The organism is Methylomonas sp. 2BW1-5-20 (assembly GCF_052474515.1).
Genome location: NZ_CP184127.1, coordinates 2,153,854 through 2,177,013, shown reverse-complemented (window position 1 = coordinate 2,177,013; position 23,160 = coordinate 2,153,854). Strand labels below are relative to the sequence as shown.

The 23,160-nt window shown below is 47.5% G+C and carries 20 protein-coding genes; 14 read left to right on the top strand and 6 right to left on the bottom strand.

Annotation, left to right across the window (positions count from 1 at the left end; genetic code table 11):
• Positions 1-41 precede the first annotated feature (41 nt).
• The 5 genes from ACH50O_RS09815 to ACH50O_RS09795 are packed head-to-tail and all read right to left on the bottom strand — an operon-like array spanning position 42 to position 7,899.
• Entirely contained in the window at positions 42-5,189 is a 5,148-nt protein-coding gene (locus ACH50O_RS09815) for a PilC/PilY family type IV pilus protein (RefSeq protein ID WP_446811839.1), read from the bottom strand.
• A 52-nt stretch (positions 5,190-5,241) separates the two neighbouring features.
• Complete coding sequence (locus ACH50O_RS09810) at positions 5,242-5,748, bottom strand: pilus assembly PilX family protein (protein ID WP_446811838.1); 507 nt, start codon at positions 5,746-5,748, stop codon at positions 5,242-5,244.
• 15 nt (positions 5,749-5,763) lie between these two features.
• Complete coding sequence (locus ACH50O_RS09805; RefSeq protein WP_446811837.1) at positions 5,764-6,807, bottom strand: PilW family protein; 1,044 nt, start codon at positions 6,805-6,807, stop codon at positions 5,764-5,766.
• Positions 6,804-7,286 (bottom strand): type IV pilus modification protein PilV, encoded by a 483-nt coding sequence (gene pilV / locus ACH50O_RS09800; protein WP_446811836.1) that lies wholly within the window; start codon positions 7,284-7,286, stop codon positions 6,804-6,806. Before pilV ends, ACH50O_RS09805 begins: the two co-directional genes overlap by 4 nt.
• A gap of 1 nt (position 7,287) precedes the next feature.
• Positions 7,288-7,899: a GspH/FimT family pseudopilin gene (locus ACH50O_RS09795; RefSeq protein ID WP_446811835.1), complete on the bottom strand. Its 612-nt coding sequence runs from the start codon at positions 7,897-7,899 to the stop codon at positions 7,288-7,290.
• 452 nt (positions 7,900-8,351) lie between these two features.
• Between ACH50O_RS09795 and ACH50O_RS09790 the strand changes: the two genes are divergently transcribed.
• The 13 genes from ACH50O_RS09790 to ACH50O_RS09730 all read left to right on the top strand — a co-directional run bounded on the left by ACH50O_RS09790 (position 8,352) and on the right by ACH50O_RS09730 (position 20,860).
• A complete protein-coding gene (locus tag ACH50O_RS09790) occupies positions 8,352-8,678 on the top strand; it encodes a response regulator (RefSeq protein WP_020482362.1) in 327 nt (108 codons plus the stop codon).
• 40 nt (positions 8,679-8,718) lie between these two features.
• Positions 8,719-10,806: a chemotaxis protein CheA gene (locus tag ACH50O_RS09785; protein ID WP_446811834.1), complete on the top strand. Its 2,088-nt coding sequence runs from the start codon at positions 8,719-8,721 to the stop codon at positions 10,804-10,806.
• A gap of 17 nt (positions 10,807-10,823) precedes the next feature.
• Positions 10,824-11,339 carry a chemotaxis protein CheW gene (locus ACH50O_RS09780; protein WP_446811833.1) on the top strand — a complete coding sequence of 172 codons (516 nt, stop codon included), beginning with the start codon at positions 10,824-10,826 and terminating at the stop codon, positions 11,337-11,339.
• A 42-nt stretch (positions 11,340-11,381) separates the two neighbouring features.
• Complete coding sequence (locus ACH50O_RS09775; RefSeq protein WP_446811832.1) at positions 11,382-13,727, top strand: methyl-accepting chemotaxis protein; 2,346 nt, start codon at positions 11,382-11,384, stop codon at positions 13,725-13,727.
• A 45-nt stretch (positions 13,728-13,772) separates the two neighbouring features.
• Positions 13,773-14,279 (top strand): chemotaxis protein CheW, encoded by a 507-nt coding sequence (locus ACH50O_RS09770; protein WP_446811831.1) that lies wholly within the window; start codon positions 13,773-13,775, stop codon positions 14,277-14,279.
• On the top strand, positions 14,276-15,037 hold the full coding sequence (locus ACH50O_RS09765) for a ParA family protein (RefSeq protein WP_446811830.1): 762 nt from the start codon (positions 14,276-14,278) through the stop codon (positions 15,035-15,037). Before ACH50O_RS09770 ends, ACH50O_RS09765 begins: the two co-directional genes overlap by 4 nt.
• Positions 15,037-15,555 (top strand): STAS domain-containing protein, encoded by a 519-nt coding sequence (locus tag ACH50O_RS09760; RefSeq protein ID WP_446811829.1) that lies wholly within the window; start codon positions 15,037-15,039, stop codon positions 15,553-15,555. Before ACH50O_RS09765 ends, ACH50O_RS09760 begins: the two co-directional genes overlap by 1 nt.
• A 41-nt stretch (positions 15,556-15,596) precedes the next feature.
• Entirely contained in the window at positions 15,597-16,433 is an 837-nt protein-coding gene (locus ACH50O_RS09755; RefSeq protein ID WP_446811828.1) for a CheR family methyltransferase, read from the top strand.
• Positions 16,430-17,068, top strand: a complete 639-nt coding sequence (gene cheD, locus ACH50O_RS09750; protein ID WP_446811827.1) for a chemoreceptor glutamine deamidase CheD — start codon at positions 16,430-16,432, stop codon at positions 17,066-17,068. The genes ACH50O_RS09755 and cheD overlap by 4 nt, the downstream gene beginning before the upstream one ends.
• Before the next feature lie 9 nt (positions 17,069-17,077).
• Positions 17,078-18,139: a protein-glutamate methylesterase/protein-glutamine glutaminase gene (locus ACH50O_RS09745; protein WP_446811826.1), complete on the top strand. Its 1,062-nt coding sequence runs from the start codon at positions 17,078-17,080 to the stop codon at positions 18,137-18,139.
• Positions 18,140-18,143: 4 nt separating this feature from the next.
• A complete protein-coding gene (locus tag ACH50O_RS09740) occupies positions 18,144-19,346 on the top strand; it encodes a methyl-accepting chemotaxis protein (protein WP_446811825.1) in 1,203 nt (400 codons plus the stop codon).
• A gap of 43 nt (positions 19,347-19,389) precedes the next feature.
• Entirely contained in the window at positions 19,390-19,689 is a 300-nt protein-coding gene (locus ACH50O_RS09735; RefSeq protein ID WP_446811824.1) for an STAS domain-containing protein, read from the top strand.
• Positions 19,690-19,762: 73 nt separating this feature from the next.
• Entirely contained in the window at positions 19,763-20,860 is a 1,098-nt protein-coding gene (locus ACH50O_RS09730; RefSeq protein WP_446811823.1) for an AI-2E family transporter, read from the top strand.
• Positions 20,861-20,864: 4 nt separating this feature from the next.
• Here ACH50O_RS09730 and ACH50O_RS09725 read toward each other — a convergent pair whose 3' ends face one another.
• Positions 20,865-22,277 (bottom strand): PhoH family protein, encoded by a 1,413-nt coding sequence (locus ACH50O_RS09725; RefSeq protein WP_446811822.1) that lies wholly within the window; start codon positions 22,275-22,277, stop codon positions 20,865-20,867.
• Between the two features lie 321 nt (positions 22,278-22,598).
• Between ACH50O_RS09725 and ACH50O_RS09720 the strand changes: the two genes are divergently transcribed.
• Complete coding sequence (locus ACH50O_RS09720) at positions 22,599-23,138, top strand: hypothetical protein (protein WP_446811821.1); 540 nt, start codon at positions 22,599-22,601, stop codon at positions 23,136-23,138.
• The last annotated feature ends 22 nt before the right edge of the window (positions 23,139-23,160 follow it).

Here is a 23,160-nt window from a genome sequence, read left to right as displayed (position 1 = left end):
CGGCCAAAAATATCCCTAAGTCTAATAAAATTTTTGGCTGGTTATCTTAATTGGCGCCAGGAGACTCTTTTTCCTGAAGTTGAACTGCCGGTTGTAGTGGTAGCGCTACTTTTTAACGTAATATTTCCAAGATCCCCACTAGAACCGGAAGCGTATCCATGTGAGGCAACGATACTCAGGTTTTTGTGTATGCCTATTCCCAAGTCAATACCTGACGCCGCAATTAACTTACCGTTCACTTTAATTAGATCCGCATTATCTACTTTGTTATCTTTTGATAGGCTGGGTGAAGACGCTGTACCACCAAACAGATCAAAGTTGGCGCTGCTTGATCTTTTGCCAGTAACTGCTTCAAGGAGCATTAGTCGGCTCTGTCCTCCACTTGCACATGGATCTGCACTTGGAATAATGGTAGAAAAAATTACCATATCTTGGTACATGACAGGCGGCGTTACAACACGCTCCCCTTTCGGAGTATTTGCGGGTTTTACTATCAAATCTATTAACCAGCCGCGCTTTAGGTTTGATGAACTACAAGTGGTTGTTAGTGTATCGTCATCGTTTGCCGGAGTAGTGGATGTTGAATAGCACACTGTATTTCGAGACGTTGCACGCACGACTGTCGAACTTGTCGAGCCTGAGTTGTTAACAGCTACACCTTCAAAATCGATGGTTTGTGTCTGAAGATTTGCTCTATCGGTGATTTTTCCAGTGTTGTTATCCCATAAGCCGTAAAACGTTTCCACTTGCGGATTCGTTGGTACTATCCCATCGGACGTTTCAAAATATTTGCCGGTGCCAAAGTAAACCATAATGCCGGCAGACTGATCAGGGCTTATGGCGCCAACGCTAGGTTTGCCGGTGATAGGTTGAAGATCACTTGATGAACATGTCGCGCCTGCTGCTGCACAAGCAACAAACAGAGGCGATCCACTGTTGGCTACAGCCCAACTGGTGGGCGAAGTGGCGCTGACATCGAACTTCCATAGATTTCCGTAAAGATCACCCGCATAAATCACATCAATTTTCTTATCGTTATTTGTGTCTACGGCAACTGGAGAGGACAGTCCGTTCTTATTCGTCGAAGTACCCACGCCAGTGTCAATTTTCTTGATTAGAGCGCCTGTTTTTGCGTTGAGGATAAACAGTGCGGCATGACCCGCATCACTGTTATAGCCATTAGCGGCGATGACAACCCAACTGCCGTCATTCATTTTTCCTAGAACTGGCTGCCCAAAGGTATATCCTAGATCACTGTCATTGACGTTGGTGAATTCCCAGAGCGCGCTGCTGGTGCCAAACGTATCGGGATCAGTCACGTTGAGGGCGAATAAGGCACGACCACCGGCGCCCGTAGCGCCTGCCAGTAATGTATGCCATGCCGAATCGTAATATACGTCAGAAACATTGGAGATCCCATCCACGTAGTATTGGTGTTGATAGGTGGGTAATGTCAGTTTGCTCAATTCAGGAAATAAAGCATTGGGAACATACGCAAATATTTCTTTACCGCCCCCGGTAAAAGTACCTGTATTTTTTCTCGCATCAAAGCCATGTAACATCCCATCGTTAGCCCCCATATAAACCATAGGCCTACGATTTACGTAACTACTACTCGCCCGAAAAGCCGTGTAATCGGTGCCCTCAGCGCCTGGTAAACTGCTAAAGCCAAAATCATCCGTGCCAACGTAAATCGGATCTGAGTTGACGATATCGCCTAATTTATTGGTCTTGATAGAGCCATCGGCTAGATCTGTTGCAGACGTAAGAAAGCTGTCGTTCACAAAACGCTTGATTCTATTTCTAAAGGTACCGCCTAAACGATATTCTTTGGAATTGTCGCCGCGCAACCAGTTAAGGCGATCTGAACCTTTCGTATCGGGAACGCCTGATAATTGATTCAAATAGTCTTGCTGAGATGTGCCGCTGGGTGTGCTGGTTAAACTGGCCCAGAGGAATGGAATACCTCTTGATCCGGAGGTCGCCGCCGGGTTGTAAGTGTATATATTCCGGTCTGATGCCGCGGGCAGGACAGTTGCAGCTTCCCAGTTTGGAGTTGTAGTGTCAGGAATGCCGGTAATTGAATCTACAGCGAGAGCCAACAATTGTCCACTCCAATCTCTAGGGTCAAACCGGGCCTGATAAACAAGTGTGCCAGTATTTAACTTGGTAGTGTTAGCAGCCACGGCTGAAGCTGAACTTACGATGTTGATCAGGCGTGCAAATGCTTTGCCCAACTGGACGGAGAGCTGGCTAGCGTTGGTGACCAGAAAATAGCCGTCCGGTACGCCATCAGGTAGGCCATTGGGGGTTGTATTGTTTTCTGCGTCCCATTCGTTGGTGTCGAGAATACCATCGCCATTTTTATCTGCTACGCCCCATTTGGCGGCATACCAAAGCGGATCGTGCGCAACGAAGCTTGCAGAGGTATTGGTGCCTAGCGAATAATTTCTAGTATGCGTAGTGGGTAAGGCTACACCTGATCCGCGGTTGTGTGGAGTGTCTAGGTAATAGTCTATATCACTACCGGAAGCGGTGTCGGGGTCTCTTACTTCTAAGTAAGTGCCGTCGGCGGATGTGCCCGAAATAACGTATCCCATATGCTGTATACAACCTCCGGCTGCATAATTTGACGCAACCTTGACATCCACGGTGTTGTTTGAGTTTGCCGTTAACTCGTACTCGGCAATTGCATCCATGTCGTGATCCGAACCATATTCTGAATCTTCGTAATTGATTCTAAATTTTGCATAGGCCCTACCCCCGTTTACCGTTGAGTCAACATTTGATACGTCGGTGTTTTTAATGGTATCCACATAAAAGTCGACAATAGTATTGGTAGGTTGGTAGCTGCCGACGGAGGTTGAGATACTACCGCACCCACCAACGGTTTTAGCGAATGGCACCAGTGTAATTATACTGTTGGCAAGTGGAAATCTAATACGTGGTAGCGGCGACGCCAAAGCGACGCTCAGCGTATCTGGTTGTTGCTTGCCGGTAGCCGGATTGACATCATTAAGTCTACCGAATAAGCCAATACTTCCAGGATAGTAGCCGCCTTGTTGTGTTGGTCCTTCCGGAGCAAGACCGCGTATATTGCCAAAACTTGTCACTGTTTTAGCTGTGGGTGCGCCATCGTAGGTGCCGCCAGATTGCCCAATAAACAAAGATTGAGACGAGCCATACTCTGTTGCCCAAATGGTATCCGCAAGGCTTTCAACGTTTAAATTCGTAATATCGCCGGTAAATGTCGGAGTAGTTGAAGGTACTGTGTATGTGTGTCTTCCTGGTAATAGATCGGTGTCGTAATTTGGGTTGATGTCGCTAATTACTAATTGCGATGGCTTGGCGCAGGAAAGGTAACCGCCTGATGCGGTACTCCGATAAGGATCCAACCAGGTTGGTAGCGGCAATCCCAGATTACTGTCATCGGTACCGGTACTTGCTATCGAAAACTCGGTCGTAGGTGTGGCTTTCCCAGCAAAATACCGCAGGCCTTCATACATCATTTCGCCAGTAGGGTTGCCCCACATACGGCAGCGGCCTTCCGCCAGTGGGCCGCCCACTTCAGGAACGCCGCAATTATTGTTGTAATAATAGTCTCCGGCAAAGTCGACGATTTTAAGGGCGTTAATTGTCTTAATAACGCCGTTGGTACTGGTGAATACGCCCGTAGCTGCGTCAATCTCATCGGTTAGGGAAGATATGTTTTTTCGTAGGACGCCACCTGAGACATTTTTGGCATATGACCCCGTAATCAAACCAAATGCCATCTTGTCACCCTCGCCGTATTCCTGTAAAAGTCCGGCGGGTTTATATGAAGTTGGGGCCGTAGTAGGGTAACCTCGGCATTGGCTTTCTAATAAGCCACTTACACAAGCGTCGACTCGTACCACATAATCGGTTATTACAGATGACGGTAGGGTTTTTTGCCAATACAGGTAATAATTGTCCCCTCCTGTGTATTCCTGATGACGAAATCTGATGGTGTGGCTTCCTTCAGATAGAAATTTGCTAGCGGAGTGACTGGTAAGCGAACTGCTACTATTGTTATTCCCGTGACCACCATACCATCCGACTAAAACACTGCCATCGATAATCACCTCGACGGCGTCGTCACCATCAACCGCAAAACTGTACGTTCCACCCTCTCCATTAGGAATGACCAGATTTCCATCGAATATGGTTAGATAATTGTCTTGTGAACCACTGGCGCCTGAGTTTGGATTGCCGCTACCGTTGATTTGGTTAGCGGTGGTAGTGCCGAATTTCTTTGCAGTAATCCCGTAAGTACTAACTAGAGTGTCAAATTGGGTATGGTCATTTGGCCATGTATTGTATCCGGTGGTGTTATAAGTTGTTTGTGTGAGGTTTGAAAAGTAACTGCTAGGCACAATAACCCAATTGGCGATTGCAGCAGCAACAGCACAGTTACTGCGTACATTATTGCCGGTTGCACATTGAACCCCTGCTACCGGGCGCTCAATTGAAAGCCATTCCCAAACTCGAAAAGCGGTGTCGTTAAGCACGCGTAACAAAGGCAGACCTGAGTTGCTGTTGCAACCCGGATCTGAATTGCCGGATGGACAGAGTAAAGTGGTATTTGCAAACAGGTGGCGAGTTCCGTTTGTCGGTTGTAAAAGAGGGGTATAGTCAGTAATTTTGTAGCCATCAATTAATTCGCTGGTATATTCCTTTCCCCAACTGTGAGCGTCTTGAGGAATGTATGAGCGTTCAAGTATTGTGCTCGTCGTAGTATCGGTACTGCGTTTGCCACCGTATAAAACGCGACGCAGCGCGTCCATGCGAGAGGTGGTCAGGTAATTGAGAAAATCTCCACTCCAGGCGCTGGAACATTTTTTATTCAAAGTGACTGTTGCGGGCGTGAATTTACCTGATGCGTAGCTGTAACACTTATGTGAGTCGAAATAGCCAAAATAGTCGATTGCCGGGTTATAGCGAACATCTAGTACGCCGTCGCCATTGATGTCCGACGCGTCATTGTATGCTTCATAGTAAAGTTTGTGATCGCGTTCCATTGTCAGCATGACGATAGGAGGCACGCTGGATGTCAAGAACAGAGGTTCCTTTGCGATTGTTGCCGCACCAGCCTTGAAAATCGGGCAATTCAACATTACAAAAATTAAAAAAACTGTTGTTTTCATTGATGGAGCAAGTTGTATCTTCATAATCGTCGTCCTCGATTTCTGTCTGTCGTAAGGGACAAGACGGTCTAATCGATTAAATTTGATAAATTGATTGCAGCATAACAATCGTTTCCGCTGAACCACCGATGGCACGGGCAGTAACTCGGTAATTGTGTACGCCAGGGCAAGCAGCGGGTGCGGGAAGGCAGCCTAGGTCTTCGATAATATAGCGGGGGTTAGCGCTTAAATTGGATAACACGCCAGTGTAGGCAACCGAATCAGTACTTGCCCAGGTGATGCTATCCCATACTTCGCTAGTCTCAGCTGTGCCGGAATTGCAGTCTTTGTCGCGTGGGTTGAATCTGCCGCTTGTTGGAGTACAGGTAAATGTATTGCTCGCAAGCCACGATTCCCCGGCGTTTAACGCTGACTCTGCGGCTTGAAATGCCAAATTGCGATCACGCATATTGCCGGCCATTTTCTCTTCAAGCCCCGTCACATTAGAGCCGGCGACTCCAATGACAGTTAGTAGAAGCAGCATCACCAGGGCGACAATAAGCACAACACCGGATTGGGTTTTGGAAATATGTCGTTTATCCATTTTCGCGGCTCCAGGTTAATTCAAGCGATTTCGCACAGCAATAGTTGCCTCAAAAACGCGGCGGATGCGATTATCGGTAGGAATAATCCCTGTCGTGCCGTTATAGTCGTAAGTAAGTGCTTGTGATGCGACATTGTTTCCGGTTCGCGCTAATAGCGAGACGCGGATGCTCACGACATTAGCCATATTGGTGACATTGGGTGCAATAAAATAGCGGTTGGCGACGCCATCAGCGTCAGTGTCTTCACCGTAAAGAATTTGCATGTTTTCTATTCCTTCGATTAATTCCAAAGGGTTAGTGCTGCTGGTAGATATAGTGTTGTCATATCGCCATAACGATGGCTCGCCGCTCGTACCCGTGCGTATAAAATAGCTGTAGCTTCGATAAGCAAATACTTCGGCTTTGGCTGTATAACAAGGTGGAGTGGTGCAAGTGGCTGGCAATGCTGGGGTGTGTTTTATTAAGGTAGAGGTTGTGTTGGCGGCTGCACGAAACATATCGGCTTTCGCGCAATCAGATATCATGACGGCATCCCCGCTGCTTATTCCGCAGCTATTAGTCGCCGGAATGGTCACATCTGCTGTCGAACTTGCCATATCAGCAGTTAGATATCCCCCACAGCTTTCCCCATACATAACACTTATAACGTCTGTGCCGTAAGTAATAGTCGGACTGCTTAAACCGGACAAGGTGGCGGGTAATGCTGGCGTCCATGTGCTGGTGGCCGGCGATGCCTGACTACCGTCATAACCAACAAGGACGGTGGCAGTCGTCGGGGCTGAAACGGTAGGCGACGTAATGGTACTTACCGGCGTTATGGATGTTACGGATGAACAGCCTTGAAAACCACTCAATCTCAGGTCTTTCCCCAATACTTCAAGAGCAAAGCGACTACTTTCTTGCAATCTGGAAAGATCTTCTTCCATGCGGTAAGTTTGTTTGGCATTAATGAATATGTTGATTAAACCCCCAAGTAGGAATGCACCGAGTAGCAATGCCACCATGATCTCGATGAGGGTCATACCTGACTGAGCGTAACGGGCAGAGTGTCTTTTCATGGCTGAAAACTCATAACAAATCGCTGGGTTGTAACGCCATCCTGATTGGCATCGCCGATGTCGTCCGTCCACCAGATTTTGACCGCGAATGTCGTGCCTGATCCGTCGCAAGCAGGGGTGGCGGACGTTCCGTCGAGAGGCGTATTGTCAAGGCAAACAACACCGGCCCCACTGGGCAGGCTAGCTAAATGGCTATTCCATTGCGTCAAGTCGTAACCGGCCATTTGCGTTGGAGTGCAAACATTCGCTAGGCAGTCGCTATTGGTGCCGGCTTGATTGTTATAGTTTCCAAGCGGGTTGGCGCGAATCCGATCGGTAATGTCATAAGCAAGCTGGGTTGCCTGTGAGCGCATATAGGCACTTTGGTTGTTTCTAAGTGTAGCTGTCTGTAGGCCTGCCAATCCGAGCAAACCTATAGCCAATATGACGACTGCTACCAACACCTCTATCAATGTAAAGCCGGATGCCTTGTTAATCATTTTAGAACCCCGAGGTGCAGGAACTGATTTCGACGCCACCATCTTTTTCCGGGATGCCGTCGTGGTCGGCATCGGGTGCTATTCTGATTCTCCCCGTACCTTTAATGATGATTAACCTGGACTTGGCAACATTCAGGGCATTGCAGATTACGAAACTGCCGCCACCAGGATTACTTAAGAAGCCAGTCGGGGTATACCGGACAAAATATGTGAAATTATTGTTTCCTCTTAAACTATAAGAAGAGGGTAAAGCTGCGAAAGTTTTAATCAGAATATCGCCAGTTTCAAAACTGCCATCACCATCCGTGTCGGTAAACACATCCCACCCATCTTCCCAGTTCGCGCCACTCCAGTTGGCGGTGTCTCCTGAATGGGTTGACGAGTTATCGTCAACTTTACGGACTGTGACAGACTGACCGCGCCTAATCGCTTCACTACGTGCCAAATTTAATGCCGAGATCAACTCATTGGTAGAAGCGGTCAGCCGGCTGCTCGTGATGATTGATTGGAAACCAGGAACGGCAATACCAACCAGAATGCCGGCGATGGCGATAGTGACCATCAACTCGACCAGGGTAAAACCATTAGGTTCTCGCTTAGTCATGGTCTTCATAAGCTTTGAATTGGCTACTGGGGCTTTGCAGCATATTTTTGTTCTCCGATGGTTGTGTTGCCCCTTAGTCTAAATATTTCCCGCTAAATTCTAGGGTTCTGCTAGGCAATATGTTGACGAGTCAAAATCCAGCTTCAAGATAGCACAGGATTTAACAAAGATATGCGAGTTAAAGCACAATCGTAATGTGCTAGGCATGGATTTCGCTAATGTCTGAAACTAGTGCGGACTTGGCAAATAAAGTTTCTGGAAATGAGGATTTTTTGGCAAGAACGCGTTTCTGTGGCTACACTCCTGGGGATACTTAAGTAAACTTTGATATGGATTTGAGGTGCCCGTTATAGAGTTTTGGATGCGTACACTCAGAGTTAAAGAAAAGGTTTTAAAAATATTTGATTAAATTGGAGGAGAAAAACGTGGCAACAATTCTAGCTGTAGACGATTCCGCCTCGATGAGGCAGATGGTGGCGTTTACCTTAAAAGGCGCGGGTTATAACGTGGTTGAAGCGGTAGATGGAGCGGATGCCTTGAATAAGGCTAAGGCGCAAGCATTCGATTGCGTTGTTACCGATGTGAATATGCCAAATAAAGACGGAATTGAGTTGATTAGAGATTTGCGCGCTTTACCGAACTACAAGTTCACGCCCATGTTGATGCTGACGACCGAAGCCGGAACCGATAAAAAACAGCAAGGTAAGGATGCCGGCGCGACGGGTTGGATAGTGAAGCCGTTTAATCCCGATCAGCTGTTGAAGACAATTAAAAAAGTGATGGGTTAACTGTTAGCTTTTTCAGAGAATCCATCAAACGGGTAATTCTATGGCTATCGATATGGCACAGTTTCATCAGGTTTTTTTCGAAGAAAGTTTCGAAGGGCTTGATGCGATGGAGTCGGGGTTGCTGAATCTTGATTTAGGGGATGTCAATGTTGAGGATATCAACACGATTTTCCGCGCCGCACACTCGATAAAAGGTGGCAGCGGCACGTTTGGATTTACTGCCGTGTCCGACTTTACGCACGTCATGGAGACCTTACTCGATGAAATGCGCGATGGGCGCCGAAAAATCACGCAACCGGCAGTCGACGTTTTGCTGGGGTCGGTCGATTGCCTGAGGGATATGTTGCAATCGATACGGCACGGTAGCGCGATTGACCAAACTGATGTGGCTGAGCATAAGCAAGCTTTGGACAACGAACTTATTAATGCCACACCAGCCAGTGTTCCTGCCGAAAAACACCCGATTAAACCAATCTCAGAAGATTCTGTTTCGCGGGTTAATGCTTTCTCGAACGTCGTGGGGTGGAAAATTGCCTTTAGCCCGCACCTGCACTTGTTAAAAACCGGTAACGAGCCGGTGAGGATGTTCCGGGAACTGGCGACTTTAGGTGAATTTACGTCGACAGTGGATCTGCAAGGTGTCCCCGATTTTTACGATTTGGATCCGGAGGAATGCCACTTATCTTGGAAACTTGAGGTAATGGGCGATATACCCGAAGCCGAAATTGATGAAATTTTCGATTGGGTCGAGGACGATTGCGATTTGGCGAAACAGCCAGTCTATAGTGCCGTGAGTCCGACCGCGGATGCGCCAAGCACCCGGCAAACGGCGGCGGAAACTTCCACCGACGGCGGTCAAACCGTAAATGCCGAGCTTTCTTCCAATAGTGACGAATTGAATTCGAACTTGAAAGATCGCGATAGCGGCAAAAAAGAAGACACAAAAACCGCAACCAAGGGTTCCAGTTCTATCCGTGTGGACACCGGTAAAATCGATACCTTGATTAATATGGTGGGAGAGTTGGTTATTACACAATCAATGCTCAGTTTACTTGGCGAGCATTTTGAATTGAATAAATTGGATCAGTTAAAAAACGGCCTCTCCCAATTGGAACGCCACACCCGCGAGTTGCAAGAAAGCGTGATGAACATTCGTATGTTGCCTATCAGCTTTGTGTTCAGCCGATTTCCCAGATTGGCGCACGATATCAGCAGTAAATTAGGCAAAAAAATTGAACTCAAATTGGTCGGTGAAAACACCGAAGTCGATAAAACTGTTGTCGAATTACTCAGCGACCCTTTGGTTCACTTAGTTAGAAACAGCCTTGATCATGGCATCGAAATGCCAGAAGTCCGGCTTGCCGCCGGCAAGCCGGAAACGGGCACCGTTACACTGGAAGCGTATCATCGCGGCGGCAATATTGTGATTGAAGTGGCTGATGACGGCAAAGGCCTGGATAAAGACAAACTGCGGGCCAAAGCGATAGAGAAAGGCTTGATCGATGCAGATGCGATTTTGAGCGATAAGCAAACCTACGAGTTGATTTTTATGCCCGGTTTTTCCACTGCCGAAAAACTCACGGATATTTCCGGGCGTGGCGTGGGAATGGACGTGGTGCGGCGCAATATCCAGGCTTTGGGCGGCAATATTGAAATACTCTCGGAGTTGGGCAAAGGCTCCACAATATCCATACATTTGCCGCTAACCCTGGCGATATTGGACGGGCAATCGATTGCTGTCGGCGATGAAACCTATATTTTGCCGTTGGGCTCCATTATCGAATCGCTTCATGTGAAAGAAGATAGGCTGAATCGGGTAGCCGGCAAGGGCGAAACATTCTGGCTTCGCGGTCAGTATCTGCCCATCATTAGAATGCACGAGATTTTCAATGTACCTAGTGCCAGAACCACAAAACTAACAGAGGGACTTATAGTCGTCGTCGAAGGACAAGGGTTGCGTTGCGGTTTGTTCGTGGATGATCTGCTTGGACAGCAACAAGTTGTGATCAAGTCTTTGGAAGCCAATTATCGGCGTATCGAAGGCGTATCCGGCGCGACTATTTTGGGCGACGGTTCGGTGGCTTTGATCCTGGATATTCCCGGTTTAGTGCGTTTGGCCAATCAATAATCCGATTCGAATACATCATGTCAGAACTAATCGAACACAGCAGCGCGGACCGGCAAGACGGAAAAAGACAGGAAAGTAGTCTGCAATTTCTCAGCTTTACTTTAGGCCAGGAAGAATACGGCGTGGATATTCTGCGGGTGCAAGAAATCCGCAGCTGGGAACCGGTATCGAGAATTCCGAATGTTCCGAGTTACGAAAAGGGTGTTGTCAATCTGCGAGGGGCCATTGTGCCTATCATCGATTTACGCGAGCGCTTTCAATTGCAGCACAGTGATTATTCGCCGTTGACGGTGGTGGTCGTGTTGCAAGCGAAAGTCGCCGATAAAACCAGGATCATTGGGGTAGTAGTGGATTCAGTTTCCGATGTGGTAGATGTCAATAAAAAAAGCATCCAGAGCGCACCTAATTTTGGAGGCAAAGTCAGTACTGAATTTATCAACGGACTGGTTTCGGTAAATGGCCGAATGGTGATGCTACTGGATGTTGATAAATTATTAAAACTTGATGGCTTGGATGGTGAAGATGAAAGTTGAAAAAAAAGCTATTTATGGCTGGGTTGTAACGGAGAATATGCAATGAAACTCAATCACCCTGTGACCGATCGCGAAGTCTTGATGAAGCCCGGCACCATTTTGGTAACGCGTACCAATTTGAAAGGCATCATTACTTATGCAAACGACGCTTTCATCGAAATTAGCGGTTTTGGCAAAGACGAGCTAATCGGTGCCAACCACAATATGGTCAGGCATCCGGACATGCCGCCGGCGGCGTTTGAAGATTTATGGGTGTGTTTAAAAGCCGGGCGTCCCTGGACCGCACCGGTTAAGAACAGAACGAAATCGGGCGATTACTATTGGGTGGAAGCTAACGTTACGCCCGTCTTCAAAAACGGCAAAGTCCAGGAATATTTGTCCGTACGTTACGCGCCGTCACGTGAGCAAATCCAGCAGGCCGAGTCCTTATACGAAAAACTAAATGCCAATAAAGCAAGCATACGCCCGACAGGGATCAAGGCAGGCGTCAAAAATTTGCTGAAATTAGGTTTGTGGAAAAAAGTCGGGATAGTTTATCTGATCTTTTTGTTACCGATCGTCAAATCGATTTACGATCATTATGCCAATGAAAGATATATCGAAATGTCGGTGTTTTTGGGCTTGGCTGTGTTGGCCTCAATAATTGGGTATTCGGTGATTCGGCATGTAATCGATGCCTTGGAGAAATCGAGAAGTATTTGTTATCGCATGGCCGATGAGCAATTCAGGAACACCATCGACCTGGATCGTGGCGACGAAATAGGCGATTTCTATCGGGCTCTGTATGGTATGCAAGTTAAATTAAATTCCGATTTGGCTTATTCCAAACAAGTGGCTTCGGAGGCGATGCGCATTAAACAGGCTCTGGACAACGTACAGTCCTGCGTAATGGTGGCAAACAACGATTTAGACATCATTTATATGAATAAAACCGTTGCCGATATGTTTCAAAACGCCGAATCCGACATTCGCAGGCAATTGCCTGAATTCGACGCCAGTAAATTGATGGGGGCCAATATCGATCAATTCCATAAAAAACCGGCTCATCAACGTGGCCTGCTGGCAAATTTAGCAAGCACATTTAGTTCTGCATTGGTAATTGGCGGCAGACATATGAACATCGTCGCCAATCCAGTCAAGAACGAAGAAAACGAGCGAATTGGGGTTGTGGTCGAGTGGCTGGATAGAACGCACGAAGTAAAAATCGAGCAAGAAATTGCCAGCATTGTGGAAGCGGTTAAGGCCGGTGAGTTGTCCAGCCGAATAGAGTTGGCGGATAAACATGGCTTTTTCGAAACCCTTAGCGAAGGCATTAACGAACTGACCGATGTGATTGAAAACGTGTTTAGGGATGTCGGCAGTACCATGCAAAGCATGGCGGCAGGTGATTTAACCAATCGGATCACCAGCGATTATCAAGGCGTCTATTTAAACTGCAAGAATGATATCAATGCCACTATCGATAAATTGAACGAGATTTTCGGCCAAGTTAGCGAGTCGGCTCACTTCATCAACAACTCATCCCAGGAAATTGCCAGCGGCAATAACAATTTGTCGCAACGTGCGGAACAGCAGGCAGCAAACTTACAACAAACCGCGGCCAGTATGGAAGAACTGACCAGTACCGTAAAAAACAATGCGGACAATGCGCAGCAAGCGAATTTGGTCGCCAATAATGCCAAGGAACTGGCTGAAAAAGGTGGTAACGTGGTGAAAGCTGCGGTCTCCGCCATGCAAGAGATCAACGAAAGCAGCAATAAAATTGCCGATATTATCAGTGTGATCGATGAAATTGCTTTTCAAACCAATTTATTGGCCTTAAATGCGTCGGTGGAAGCTGCCAGAGCGGGCGAGCAGGGCCGAGGATTCTCGGTAGTTGCTACGGAGGTCAGGAATCTGGCGCAACGCAGTGCCACCGCTGCCAGGGAGAGTAAGGAACTCATTCAAACCAGCGTGCAAAAGGTAAGAGCCGGCACCGAGTTTGTGAATGAAACCGGTAAAGCGCTTAACGAAATCGTGGCCGGTGTGAAAAAGGTTGGCGACATAGTCGCCCAAATTGCCGATGCCAGCGTCGAACAATCCTCCGGTATCGGACAAGTCAATCAAGCTGTTGCGCAAATGGATGAAATTACCCAGCAGAACGCCGCATTAGCTGAAGAGGCATCGGCGGCCAGTGTTTCGATGAGCGATTTGTCGACAAATATGGTTGAAATGTTGGCGTTCTTTAAAACCGATAAAAAAAATGTTCAGCATCAGGGGATACATCATGCCGAAAGTACCAGTGTTGTTCGCGCGGAAGCCAATAGAGCAGCGATCTCGCAGCCGGGCCGCCAATCCAGCGCATTCAAGTCGGTAGCACAAGCCGATGAAGAATGGCAGGATTTTTAGCGAAGAGGATCGATTGACCATCATATCGTATAGGAAACTACAGCCATGACAGCCGACTTAGGGTCTGATAAACAAGTTGAGCAATTTCTGACCTTTGAGTTGGAAGGTGAAGCGTATGGCATTGAAATCTTGAAAGTGCAGGAAATAAGAGGCTGGGAGCCAATCAGAAAAATCCCAAATACGCCGGATTTTGTGAAGGGAGCTTTGAATTTACGTGGTTCCATTGTGCCCATCATTGACCTGCGCGAGCGTTTTCAGATGGAAAAAGTCGAATACACACCGATTACCGTGGTTATCGTGATGAGTGTTAGGACCCATTCCGGGACCACTGTAATGGGAATAGTGGCGGATGCGGTGTCAGACGTTCTGGATATTAATCCGCAGGAGATCAAAGAGGCTCCGAATTTGGGGTCAAAAATCAACACTCAATATATGCGCGGAATGTTCGTGGGTAAGAAAAATATGGTGATGCTGTTGGATGTAGACAAATTACTGAACCCCGAGGAGTTTGTAGAGATTTCGGGGCTTGCGATTATGCCAGAGGGTAAATGAGCGTCAGGATTGTAGCGGTCCTTAATCAAAAAGGCGGTGTTGGAAAAACCACAACTTCGGTCAATTTGACTCATGCTCTGGCTAAGCTGGGTAAAAGGGTTACCGTAATCGACCTGGATCCGCAGAGTCATTTGGCCGTTTCGCTGGGGGTGGTCGATTCCCGGAAAAGTGGTATCGATGCGGTGATGCTGGGGCTTTGTAGTCTGCAGCAACAACTCATTCCGGTAAGAAAAAATCTCAATTTGGTGGTTGCCGGTCCGCGCTTACAGGAAATCGAACAATTAATGGATGGCGGCGCCCGGCGTGGCGATTTACTGCGCAACGCCTTGCTCGACGGCTATTTCGATCAGGATTTTATATTCGTCGATTGTCCGCCTTCTTCCGGTGTGTTGGTTGCCAACGCCTTGTTTGCCGCCGACGAAATATTAGTGCCAATGACTAGCGATTATTTGGCGCTGCAAGGCGTTTCACATTTGATGGGGACCATCAAAAAATTCGAAAATGCTCTGAAAAAGCCATATAAATTTTCTTTGGTCATGTCGAGATATATTCCGACGAGACGCATTTCAAAAGAAGTATTGGGTGTGTTGCAAAAATATTTTCCAGGACAAATTTTGGCGACGACTATCCGCGAAACGGCATTACTTGCCGAATGCCCTAGTTTCGGCAAAACCATATTTGAATATCGTCCGGGTTGTCGTTCGGCGAGAGATTTTACTGCGCTTGCGAAAGACTTTTTGGAAGGGAGAATGATGTGATGGCGGAAAAAGACGAAGAAAGTTTGATCGGTTACGATCCGTTGGCTTGGATGCATCAAACTGATTTTAAGCAAGTGTATCAGTCGGACGATATTCCTAATTTGGAATCCGGGTCCGCAGCCAAGTTTTCAGATTTAAGCCCTGAAAACGTTATGATTTCAGAAACAGAAACAGAAACAGAACAGCGCCAAAATCTGCCGGGGAGCTTCGCGGATGACGGCAACGAAACAGGGAGGATAGCATTAGCCCCGGTGCTCAATATTCAAAATGTTACTGCTTTGCATCAGCAATTGGCGCATATGTTGGCTAATTTCGATCTTATTGAAATCGATGCATCGGCAGTTACCATGATAGATACATCCACTTTGCAACTGCTATTAATCTTGAAGCAGACAGCCATTGGCTTGCAGAAGTCAATATCAATCGATTTCCCATCCGATAAATTTATCGAAGCAGCCGAGTTGTTGGGTATCGCCGAAATGCTGGAAGTCGATCAGGCTGCGTCCGGCTTATTCTAATAGCGTCGTTTCGCTTAACTGCTAAGGGCGATCACTAGATAATGAAAGAAAAGTCACGCGAATTTGAATATACCCAAGCGGATTTTGATGTCTTAAGGAAAATATCCAACCAATATTCCGGGATTTTAGTCCCGGACGATAAATTCGATATGTTTTATTCGCGGCTGTCGAAACGTCTCCGCATGTTGGGATTTACCCGTTTTCAGCAGTATTGCCAGTACTTGAAAAATAACCCGGATAGGGAATTTACCGAATTTATTAATGCGGTCACCACTAATCTCACTTCGTTTTTTCGCGAAAACCATCATTTTGAATATTTAAGCCTAACGGTTGTACCCGAGTTGCTTAAAAAAAAGGCTGCCAAAAAACAAATTAGAGTATGGTCTGCCGGTTGTTCAACCGGCGAAGAGCCTTACTCCCTGGCCATGACATTGAAAGAATGCGTTCCTGCGGATTGGACCATTATTATTCTAGCTACCGATCTGGATACCAATGTGCTGGCGACGGCTTCGGCAGGAATTTATGTGGCCGATCGGGTCTCTGGCATAGCCGATCACCGACTAAAACGCTGGTTTCAAAAAGGTGTGGGCCGGCAGGCGAACAAGGTAAGAATTAAAGCTGAGTTAAAAGAGTTGATAGAGTTTAAACAATTGAATTTGATTCAGGAATGGCCGTTTAAAGAGTATTTCGATTTTATTTTTTGTCGAAATGTGCTGATTTATTTTGATCGGGAAACCAAGATAAAGTTGGTTAACCGATACTGCGGCTTATTGGAAGAGGGGGCGTATTTGTTCATTGGACACTCAGAGTCCTTGCATCAACTTGATGCCGGATTCAGCTTAATAGGAAATACCATTTACAGGAAGTCGAGCAAGTGAGCCATATACAACCTGTCGAAAGATCGCTCATTGCAGGTTTCGAAAGCGTCAACCGCTACTGGGATCAGGAAAATCAGATAATCGCAGCGAAATTGATGCCGGGCGACTATTACGTCACCAAGCAAGACGAAATGATCACAACGGTACTGGGTTCTTGTGTCGCCGCTTGTATTCGTGATGCCGTATCCGGCGTAGGCGGCATGAATCATTTCATGCTGCCTGAAACCAGTAAATGCCGCTTAAACGATAGGGACGAAGCGGTGGTTGGCAATGCCTTGCGATACGGGAATTACGCCATGGAACATTTAATAAACAGTATTTTGCAAAATGGCGGCAAGCGTAAAAACTTGGAAGTTAAATTGTTTGGGGGCGGCAAAATCATAGCCACGCTGGGCGATGTCGGTGCCAGAAATATCCAATTCGTATTGGACTATGTCGATACCGAAGCATTGAATTTGGTGTCGCAGGATTTGGGCGACATATACCCGCGTAAAGTGAATTTCTTTCCGCATAGCGGACGGGTCAGAATGAAAAAGATTAAAGACCTGCATAATCAAACTATCTTCCTACGCGAGAAACAATACAGTTCGAGTATCAAGGATGCGCCGGTTGAAGGTAGCGTTGAACTGTTTTAGGAAGCGTAAATGAAAAAAATTAAATTACTGATTGTTGACGATTCGGCATTGATTCGCCAAATGCTGACCCAAATTTTCAATGAATCTGGGGACATTGAGGTCGTGGGGACTGCTAGCGACCCTATTATTGCCAGGGATAAAATAAAGGCGTTGAATCCCGATGTGTTGACCCTGGACGTGGAGATGCCGCGGATGGACGGGTTGACCTTTTTACGGAATTTGATGCGCTTGCGGCCCATGCCGGTGGTGATGATTTCGACGTTGACGGAAAAAGGCGCGGAAGTGACGTTAGAAGCGTTGGCGTTGGGCGCAGTCGACTTCGTCGCCAAACCCAAGGCCGATGTGTCTCATAGCTTGCGCGCCTACGCCGATGAAATAGTCGCTAAAATCAGGATGGCCGCTCAGGCCAAAGTGAAAGCGTTAGAAACCAACAAGGCTAGTAGCTCGGCGACTAGTGTTGTCAACGACTCTGCGAACCTCGGGATGAAAAGACATTTTAAAACCACCCATAAAATTATTGCCGTGGGTTCGTCCACAGGCGGCACCGAAGCAGTCAAGCAATTGGTGAAAAACTTGCCGAGAACGGCGCCGGCTATCGTAATTTCGCAACATTTGCCGCTTGCTTTCAGCGCATCGTTTGCCAAGCATGTGGACGAGGCATCCGAGATGACCGCTTGCGTGGCAAACGACGGGCAATTAATCTTACCGGGGCATATCTATATCGCGCCCGGGGATCAGCATTTGCTGGTGGTTCGGGATGGTGCACGCTATGCGTGTCACCTGAATGACGGGCCGCCGGTTAATCGGCATAAACCCTCCGTGGACGTATTGTTTCGATCGATTGCCGAAAATGTGGGCAGCAACGCCATAGGCGTGATGTTGACCGGAATGGGAGCCGATGGTGCAAGATGCATGTTGGAGATGCGAGATGCCGGTGCAATCAATATAGTTCAAGACGAAGCATCCAGCGTGGTATGGGGTATGCCAGGGGAGGCCTATAAACTGGGCGCCGCTCATCATGTGTTATCCTTGGATAAAATAGCCGAAAAAATTCTGGCCCTGGTGGATTGAGTTTATGTTGCAGTTCCTCAAAGACAACGCTCTACTCGTTTTATTGACGGTTGTCGTTTTGTTTTTGCCGCTTTTGTTTCCAAGCCCTCTTGCATATGGCACAGCCGAGGTATTTGCGACATTGTTGTGGGTTTTTAAAGCTTTTCAATTGCATTGTTCCGGATTGATCGCCGCCACTATCCAGGGCGAAAACAATGAAGCGGACTTGGTGCGGGCGATTGACGGTTATTTACTAAACCTCAACGACTGCATCGGCCAAGAGTCAGGTTATTTTCGCGCTGAACTGAATCAATTGAAGTCGATGCTCGCCGATGCGGTGAGGACCATGTCGGACAGTTTCAATAGTTTGGCCAGTTTGACCTCGGGGCAATCGTCGATCGTTTATTCATTGGTAAACGATTTAGAAGGCACTACCGATAAGGGGCAAAATAGTCTGAATTTCAGCGGTTTTACTAGGGAAACCGACTGTGTCTTACAGTTTTTTATCGACCATATTTTGCAAATCAGTAAGCAAAGCATGGAAATGGTGGCGGTGATCAATGATGTGGGCGGCCACATGGCTCATGTGGAAAAGCTGCTGGGCGACGTACAAAAAATAGCCGATCAGACTAATTTATTGGCATTGAACGCGGCGATAGAGGCAGCCAGAGCAGGCGAGGCCGGCCGTGGGTTTGCCGTGGTTGCCGGCGAAGTGCGGAATTTATCGAAAAACTCGGATAAATTTAGCGAAGAAATAAAGGTGGTCGTAAAAGCTTCCAAGGAAAATATTCGCGATGCGCAAAACATGATCGAGATCATGGCGTCCAAGGACATGAACGTGGCGATTAGTTCCAAAGCCAATATAGATAAGATGATGGACGATATAGCCTTGATCAATGCCAATATAGGCCGGAATGTTGGCGAGATTTCGCATTTGACTAACAAAATTGAAATGAGCGTTGGCAATGCCGTGCGGGGTTTGCAATTCGAGGATATGGCCAGGCAGCTCATCGAATATTTGCAGTTCAACTTACAGCATTTTGATGCACTCTCCGATGAGATCGGTATCGGATTGGGTGCGTTCAAAACCGGCAATAAGTCCACATGGCGCGAGCAACTGCTGCAAGGTACGGCACGTTTGCAGGCCATGAAACAACAGTGGCAGGTCAGAAAATCGAATATCGTTTCCCAGTCTTCAATGGATGAAGGCGATGTGGATCTGTTTTAGTAAAAATATGGGGCAAGCATGTTAAATGTCGAGGACAGGTACTATGGCTATTGATGCACGGGTCGACTCGGGTGTACTGACCATTAAAATAAACGGCCGGTTCGACTTTGGTGTGCACAATGAATTTCGCGAGGCGACCAAACTCGTGGAAAGCGGTGTGAAACTGATAGAGGTTGACCTTGGTGGTACCGATTATCTGGATAGTTCGGCGTTGGGAATGCTGTTAGTGCTGCGCGACAGGATGGCTGGCGATAAATCGGCGATTCGCATAAAAAATGCACGTGCCGAAGTTAAAAAGATTTTGGAAATCGCCAATTTTGATAAGTTGTTTACGCTTTCCTGAGCAATTCCGCATTCAAACCTAAACTTAGTGGCGTTATTAAGCCGGTATCATATCGGCGAATCGCTCGGCCCTCATGACTCAACAAACTGATTTTTCCAGCTCCGATTTCATCAGAAATTTTTTCCAGCGATTTCTGCCCAATTCCCAAGTAGTCTCACTGGCCATTGTGCTGTTGGGCGGCTTTTTATTGATATACGGTTTGCTGGATTTATTAATGCCGGTGTTTGTGGCGATTGTTTTGGCTTATCTGCTTGAAGGATTGGTGGTAAAGGCGGAACAACGCCAACTGGGCCGCTTGATTGCCGTGCATCTGGTGTTTTTTGCGTTTTTGGCAGCGCTAGGTTTTGTGTTGTTTGTGTTGGTGCCCATGGTGTCGGAGCAAACGGTGCAACTCGTACAGCATATCCCGGAGATAGTTTCCCGCGCGCAACTGGAAATCATGCGCTTTCCCGAGCGTCATCCCGAATTGATTTCCGATGCCCGCATTCGAGAGATCATGTACTCCATCCAGAAAGACTTGCTTAAGTATGGACAGGATCTAATCTCCGGTTCCGCCCAATCGTTCGTAGGTTTGGTCGCGGTGATCGTGTATTTGTTTCTGGTCCCCCTGATGGTGTTTTTCTTCCTGAAGGACAAGCAGGTGCTACTCGCTTGGTTTGTACAGTTTTTGCCGAAAGACACCAGTCTTAGCTTGCGGGTATGGCACGAAGTGGACCGGCAGATCGCCAATTATGTTCGAGGCAAGTTTCTGGAGGTCTTCATCCTTTGGGCTATCAGTTTCGTAGTTTTTTGGTGGCTGGGTTTGAATTACGCGATGTTACTCGCGGTGTTGATGGGTTTGTCCGTTGTCATTCCTTATGTCGGTGCCACGTTGGTGACATTCCCGGTTTTGGCGGTGGCCTATGTGCAATGGGGCGTCGGCGGCGGGGATCAGTTTATGTACGTGTTTATAGCCTATTCGGTCATACAGGCTTTGGATGGGGTGATTCTGGTGCCGCTATTGTTTTCGGAAGCGGTAAATTTGCACCCGATTGCCATTATTGTGGCCATCCTGTTTTTCGGTGGGCTGTGGGGCTTTTGGGGGGTGTTTTTTGCGATACCTCTGGCCACGCTGGTTAAAGCGGTATTAACGGCGTGGCCAAAGCTGGAAAGCGAACGAACGCTAGCTTGAGCGCTTATAAGTTGTCGGAGGCAAAATCGGCTAAACGCGAGCGCTCGCCACGGCGTAAGGTGATATGCGCGCTGTTAGGCCAGGCTTTGAAGCGATCGACTACATAGGTTAAGCCTGAACTGGTCGCGGTGAGATACGGGGTATCGATTTGCGCCAGATTGCCAATGCAAATGATTTTGGTACCCGGACCGGCGCGCGTGATCAATGTTTTCATTTGTTTCGGCGTCAGGTTTTGTGCTTCGTCGATAATCAAATAGCGGTTAAGGAAAGTTCTTCCGCGCATAAAATTCAGCGAACGGATTTTTACCCGGTTCATCATCACGTTTTGCGAAGCACCCTGTTCCCACTCGGTGCTACCGGAGCGGCTGCCGAGCAATTCCAGGTTGTCCATCAGCGCGCCCATCCACGGTGCCATTTTTTCTTCTTCGGTGCCGGGCAGAAAGCCAATATCCTCGCCGACCGGCATCGTTTCTCGGGTCATGATGATTTCCAGATACAGTTTGCTTTCCAGCGTCAGCGACAAGCCGGCAGCCAAAGCCAGCAAAGTTTTACCGGTGCCGGCGGAACCGATCAGCGTGACGAAATCCACGTTGGGGTCCAGTAAGGCATTCAACGCAAAGTTTTGTTCCCGGTTTTTGGCGGAAATACCCCAGATACTATTATGTTTGGTCCGATAGTCGCGGGCCAGTTGCAGCACCGCCGTATCGCCCTCGCGGCTTTTGACGATGGCTTCGAAATTGTCGTCACCGTCCATATACAGATATTGGTTGGGATACCATTCGGAAACCAGCGGACCGTTGACCCGGTAATAGGTATGATCGTTTTCCTGCCACGATTCCATCTTGCCGCCATGCTCGTCCCAGAAATCGTTATCCAAGGCCATGGTGCCGTTGTAGAGCAGATCGATGTCTTCAATGGTTTGGTCGTTGTGGTAATCTTCGGCGCTAATCTGCAAGGCTGCCGCCTTGATGCGCATGTTGATATCCTTGGATACCAGGATAACGTTGACATCGGGATATTCTTTTCCCAAGGCCAAGACGATACTCAGAATCGAGTTGTCGGCGATCTGGCCCGGCAGATCGTCAGGTAATAAATGCGATAATTGCCGGGTTTGAAAATACAGGCGGCCGTCGAATTCCCGTTCGCCCGTTGGGTTATGTTCGATGCGCGATAGCGGCAAACCCTCGTTGATGGTCTTCTGATCGGCGTCGCGAATTAACTCATCCAGGAAGCGGCTGACTTGGCGAACATTTCGAGATACGTCGGATAGTCCTTTTTTCGCATGATCCAACTCTTCCAACACCACCATAGGTATGAATACGTTGTGTTCCTGAAAACGGAAGATCGAAGTAGGATCGTGCATCAATACGTTGGTGTCCAATACGAACAGTTTTTTACCGGCGGATTGAATATTCATACTTTCCTTATAAAGGTGATCGGGAGATGGTTTCAATCAGGAAACCCTGTGCTGTACGCGTCTTTCTACCTCATCTGCGGAGTTATCGTCAACTTGGCCGTCGCAGGGGCTTAAGGGACTTGTGGGCCGGTTATTAGCGATCCGAAGAATGCGGAGTTTTCGTCAAATATCGGATTTTTCAAAAAAACCGGTCTATAAGCCTACGTCTCGTCTAGTTTTTCTATACTTAACCCAGCGTCATTCCGATCGCATAGTCGGTTACAATATCGCCAATTCGTTGCGACCACTTATTTTGAATCTGTAATTTTAGGATTGCCATTTATGACTTTTTCAGCATCAAATCAACCCGACTTGGATTGGAGCCAAATCCGCGAAACCATCAAGCTATTGACGGTATCCGTCGCGCAGGTTGAGGGGAGTATGAAAGCGGGCGACGAATCGGTGACTGCCTTGGCCGACTCGTTTAGCGGCATGGTCGACGACATGAAAAATATTCATGAAATATTGAGCGGCTTGCAGCAAAGCGATAGCCGCGACCATGCGTTGAAGCATTGCGAAGCTACCCAGTTCAGGATTAACTCGGCGCTTGTCGCGTTTCAATTTTATGATCGCTTGCATCAGTGCTTACAGCATGTTTCCAACAACCTAAAAGGCTTGTCGGTTATCATCGATACCCCGCATAGGTTATATAATCCCGTCGAGTGGGCTAAGTTTCAGGAAAACATCCGTAAACAGTACACTATGGAATCTGAAAAAGTCATGTTCGATGCCATCCATCAAGGCAAAAGTATCGACGAAGCTCTGGCTTTGTTTGAGGAAGCAAACCGGCAAAGCGATGATAACGAAATCGAATTGTTTTAATTTTTACGTGCTTATTTAAATC

What these genes read in the sequence shown, in the direction of transcription:
- ACH50O_RS09815 (WP_446811839.1), bottom strand. Translation starts at nt 5,189, where the DNA reads ATGAAGATACAACTTGCTCCATCAATGAAAACAACAGTTTTTTTAATT.
- ACH50O_RS09810 (WP_446811838.1), bottom strand. Translation starts at nt 5,748, where the DNA reads ATGGATAAACGACATATTTCCAAAACCCAATCCGGTGTTGTGCTTATT.
- ACH50O_RS09805 (WP_446811837.1), bottom strand. Translation starts at nt 6,807, where the DNA reads ATGAAAAGACACTCTGCCCGTTACGCTCAGTCAGGTATGACCCTCATC.
- pilV (WP_446811836.1), bottom strand. Translation starts at nt 7,286, where the DNA reads ATGATTAACAAGGCATCCGGCTTTACATTGATAGAGGTGTTGGTAGCA.
- ACH50O_RS09795 (WP_446811835.1), bottom strand. Translation starts at nt 7,899, where the DNA reads ATGAAGACCATGACTAAGCGAGAACCTAATGGTTTTACCCTGGTCGAG.
- ACH50O_RS09790 (WP_020482362.1), top strand. Translation starts at nt 8,352, where the DNA reads ATGAGGCAGATGGTGGCGTTTACCTTAAAAGGCGCGGGTTATAACGTG.
- ACH50O_RS09785 (WP_446811834.1), top strand. Translation starts at nt 8,719, where the DNA reads ATGGCTATCGATATGGCACAGTTTCATCAGGTTTTTTTCGAAGAAAGT.
- ACH50O_RS09780 (WP_446811833.1), top strand. Translation starts at nt 10,824, where the DNA reads ATGTCAGAACTAATCGAACACAGCAGCGCGGACCGGCAAGACGGAAAA.
- ACH50O_RS09775 (WP_446811832.1), top strand. Translation starts at nt 11,382, where the DNA reads ATGAAACTCAATCACCCTGTGACCGATCGCGAAGTCTTGATGAAGCCC.
- ACH50O_RS09770 (WP_446811831.1), top strand. Translation starts at nt 13,773, where the DNA reads ATGACAGCCGACTTAGGGTCTGATAAACAAGTTGAGCAATTTCTGACC.
- ACH50O_RS09765 (WP_446811830.1), top strand. Translation starts at nt 14,276, where the DNA reads ATGAGCGTCAGGATTGTAGCGGTCCTTAATCAAAAAGGCGGTGTTGGA.
- ACH50O_RS09760 (WP_446811829.1), top strand. Translation starts at nt 15,037, where the DNA reads ATGGCGGAAAAAGACGAAGAAAGTTTGATCGGTTACGATCCGTTGGCT.
- ACH50O_RS09755 (WP_446811828.1), top strand. Translation starts at nt 15,597, where the DNA reads ATGAAAGAAAAGTCACGCGAATTTGAATATACCCAAGCGGATTTTGAT.
- ACH50O_RS09745 (WP_446811826.1), top strand. Translation starts at nt 17,078, where the DNA reads ATGAAAAAAATTAAATTACTGATTGTTGACGATTCGGCATTGATTCGC.
- ACH50O_RS09740 (WP_446811825.1), top strand. Translation starts at nt 18,144, where the DNA reads ATGTTGCAGTTCCTCAAAGACAACGCTCTACTCGTTTTATTGACGGTT.
- ACH50O_RS09735 (WP_446811824.1), top strand. Translation starts at nt 19,390, where the DNA reads ATGGCTATTGATGCACGGGTCGACTCGGGTGTACTGACCATTAAAATA.
- ACH50O_RS09730 (WP_446811823.1), top strand. Translation starts at nt 19,763, where the DNA reads ATGACTCAACAAACTGATTTTTCCAGCTCCGATTTCATCAGAAATTTT.
- ACH50O_RS09725 (WP_446811822.1), bottom strand. Translation starts at nt 22,277, where the DNA reads ATGAATATTCAATCCGCCGGTAAAAAACTGTTCGTATTGGACACCAAC.
- ACH50O_RS09720 (WP_446811821.1), top strand. Translation starts at nt 22,599, where the DNA reads ATGACTTTTTCAGCATCAAATCAACCCGACTTGGATTGGAGCCAAATC.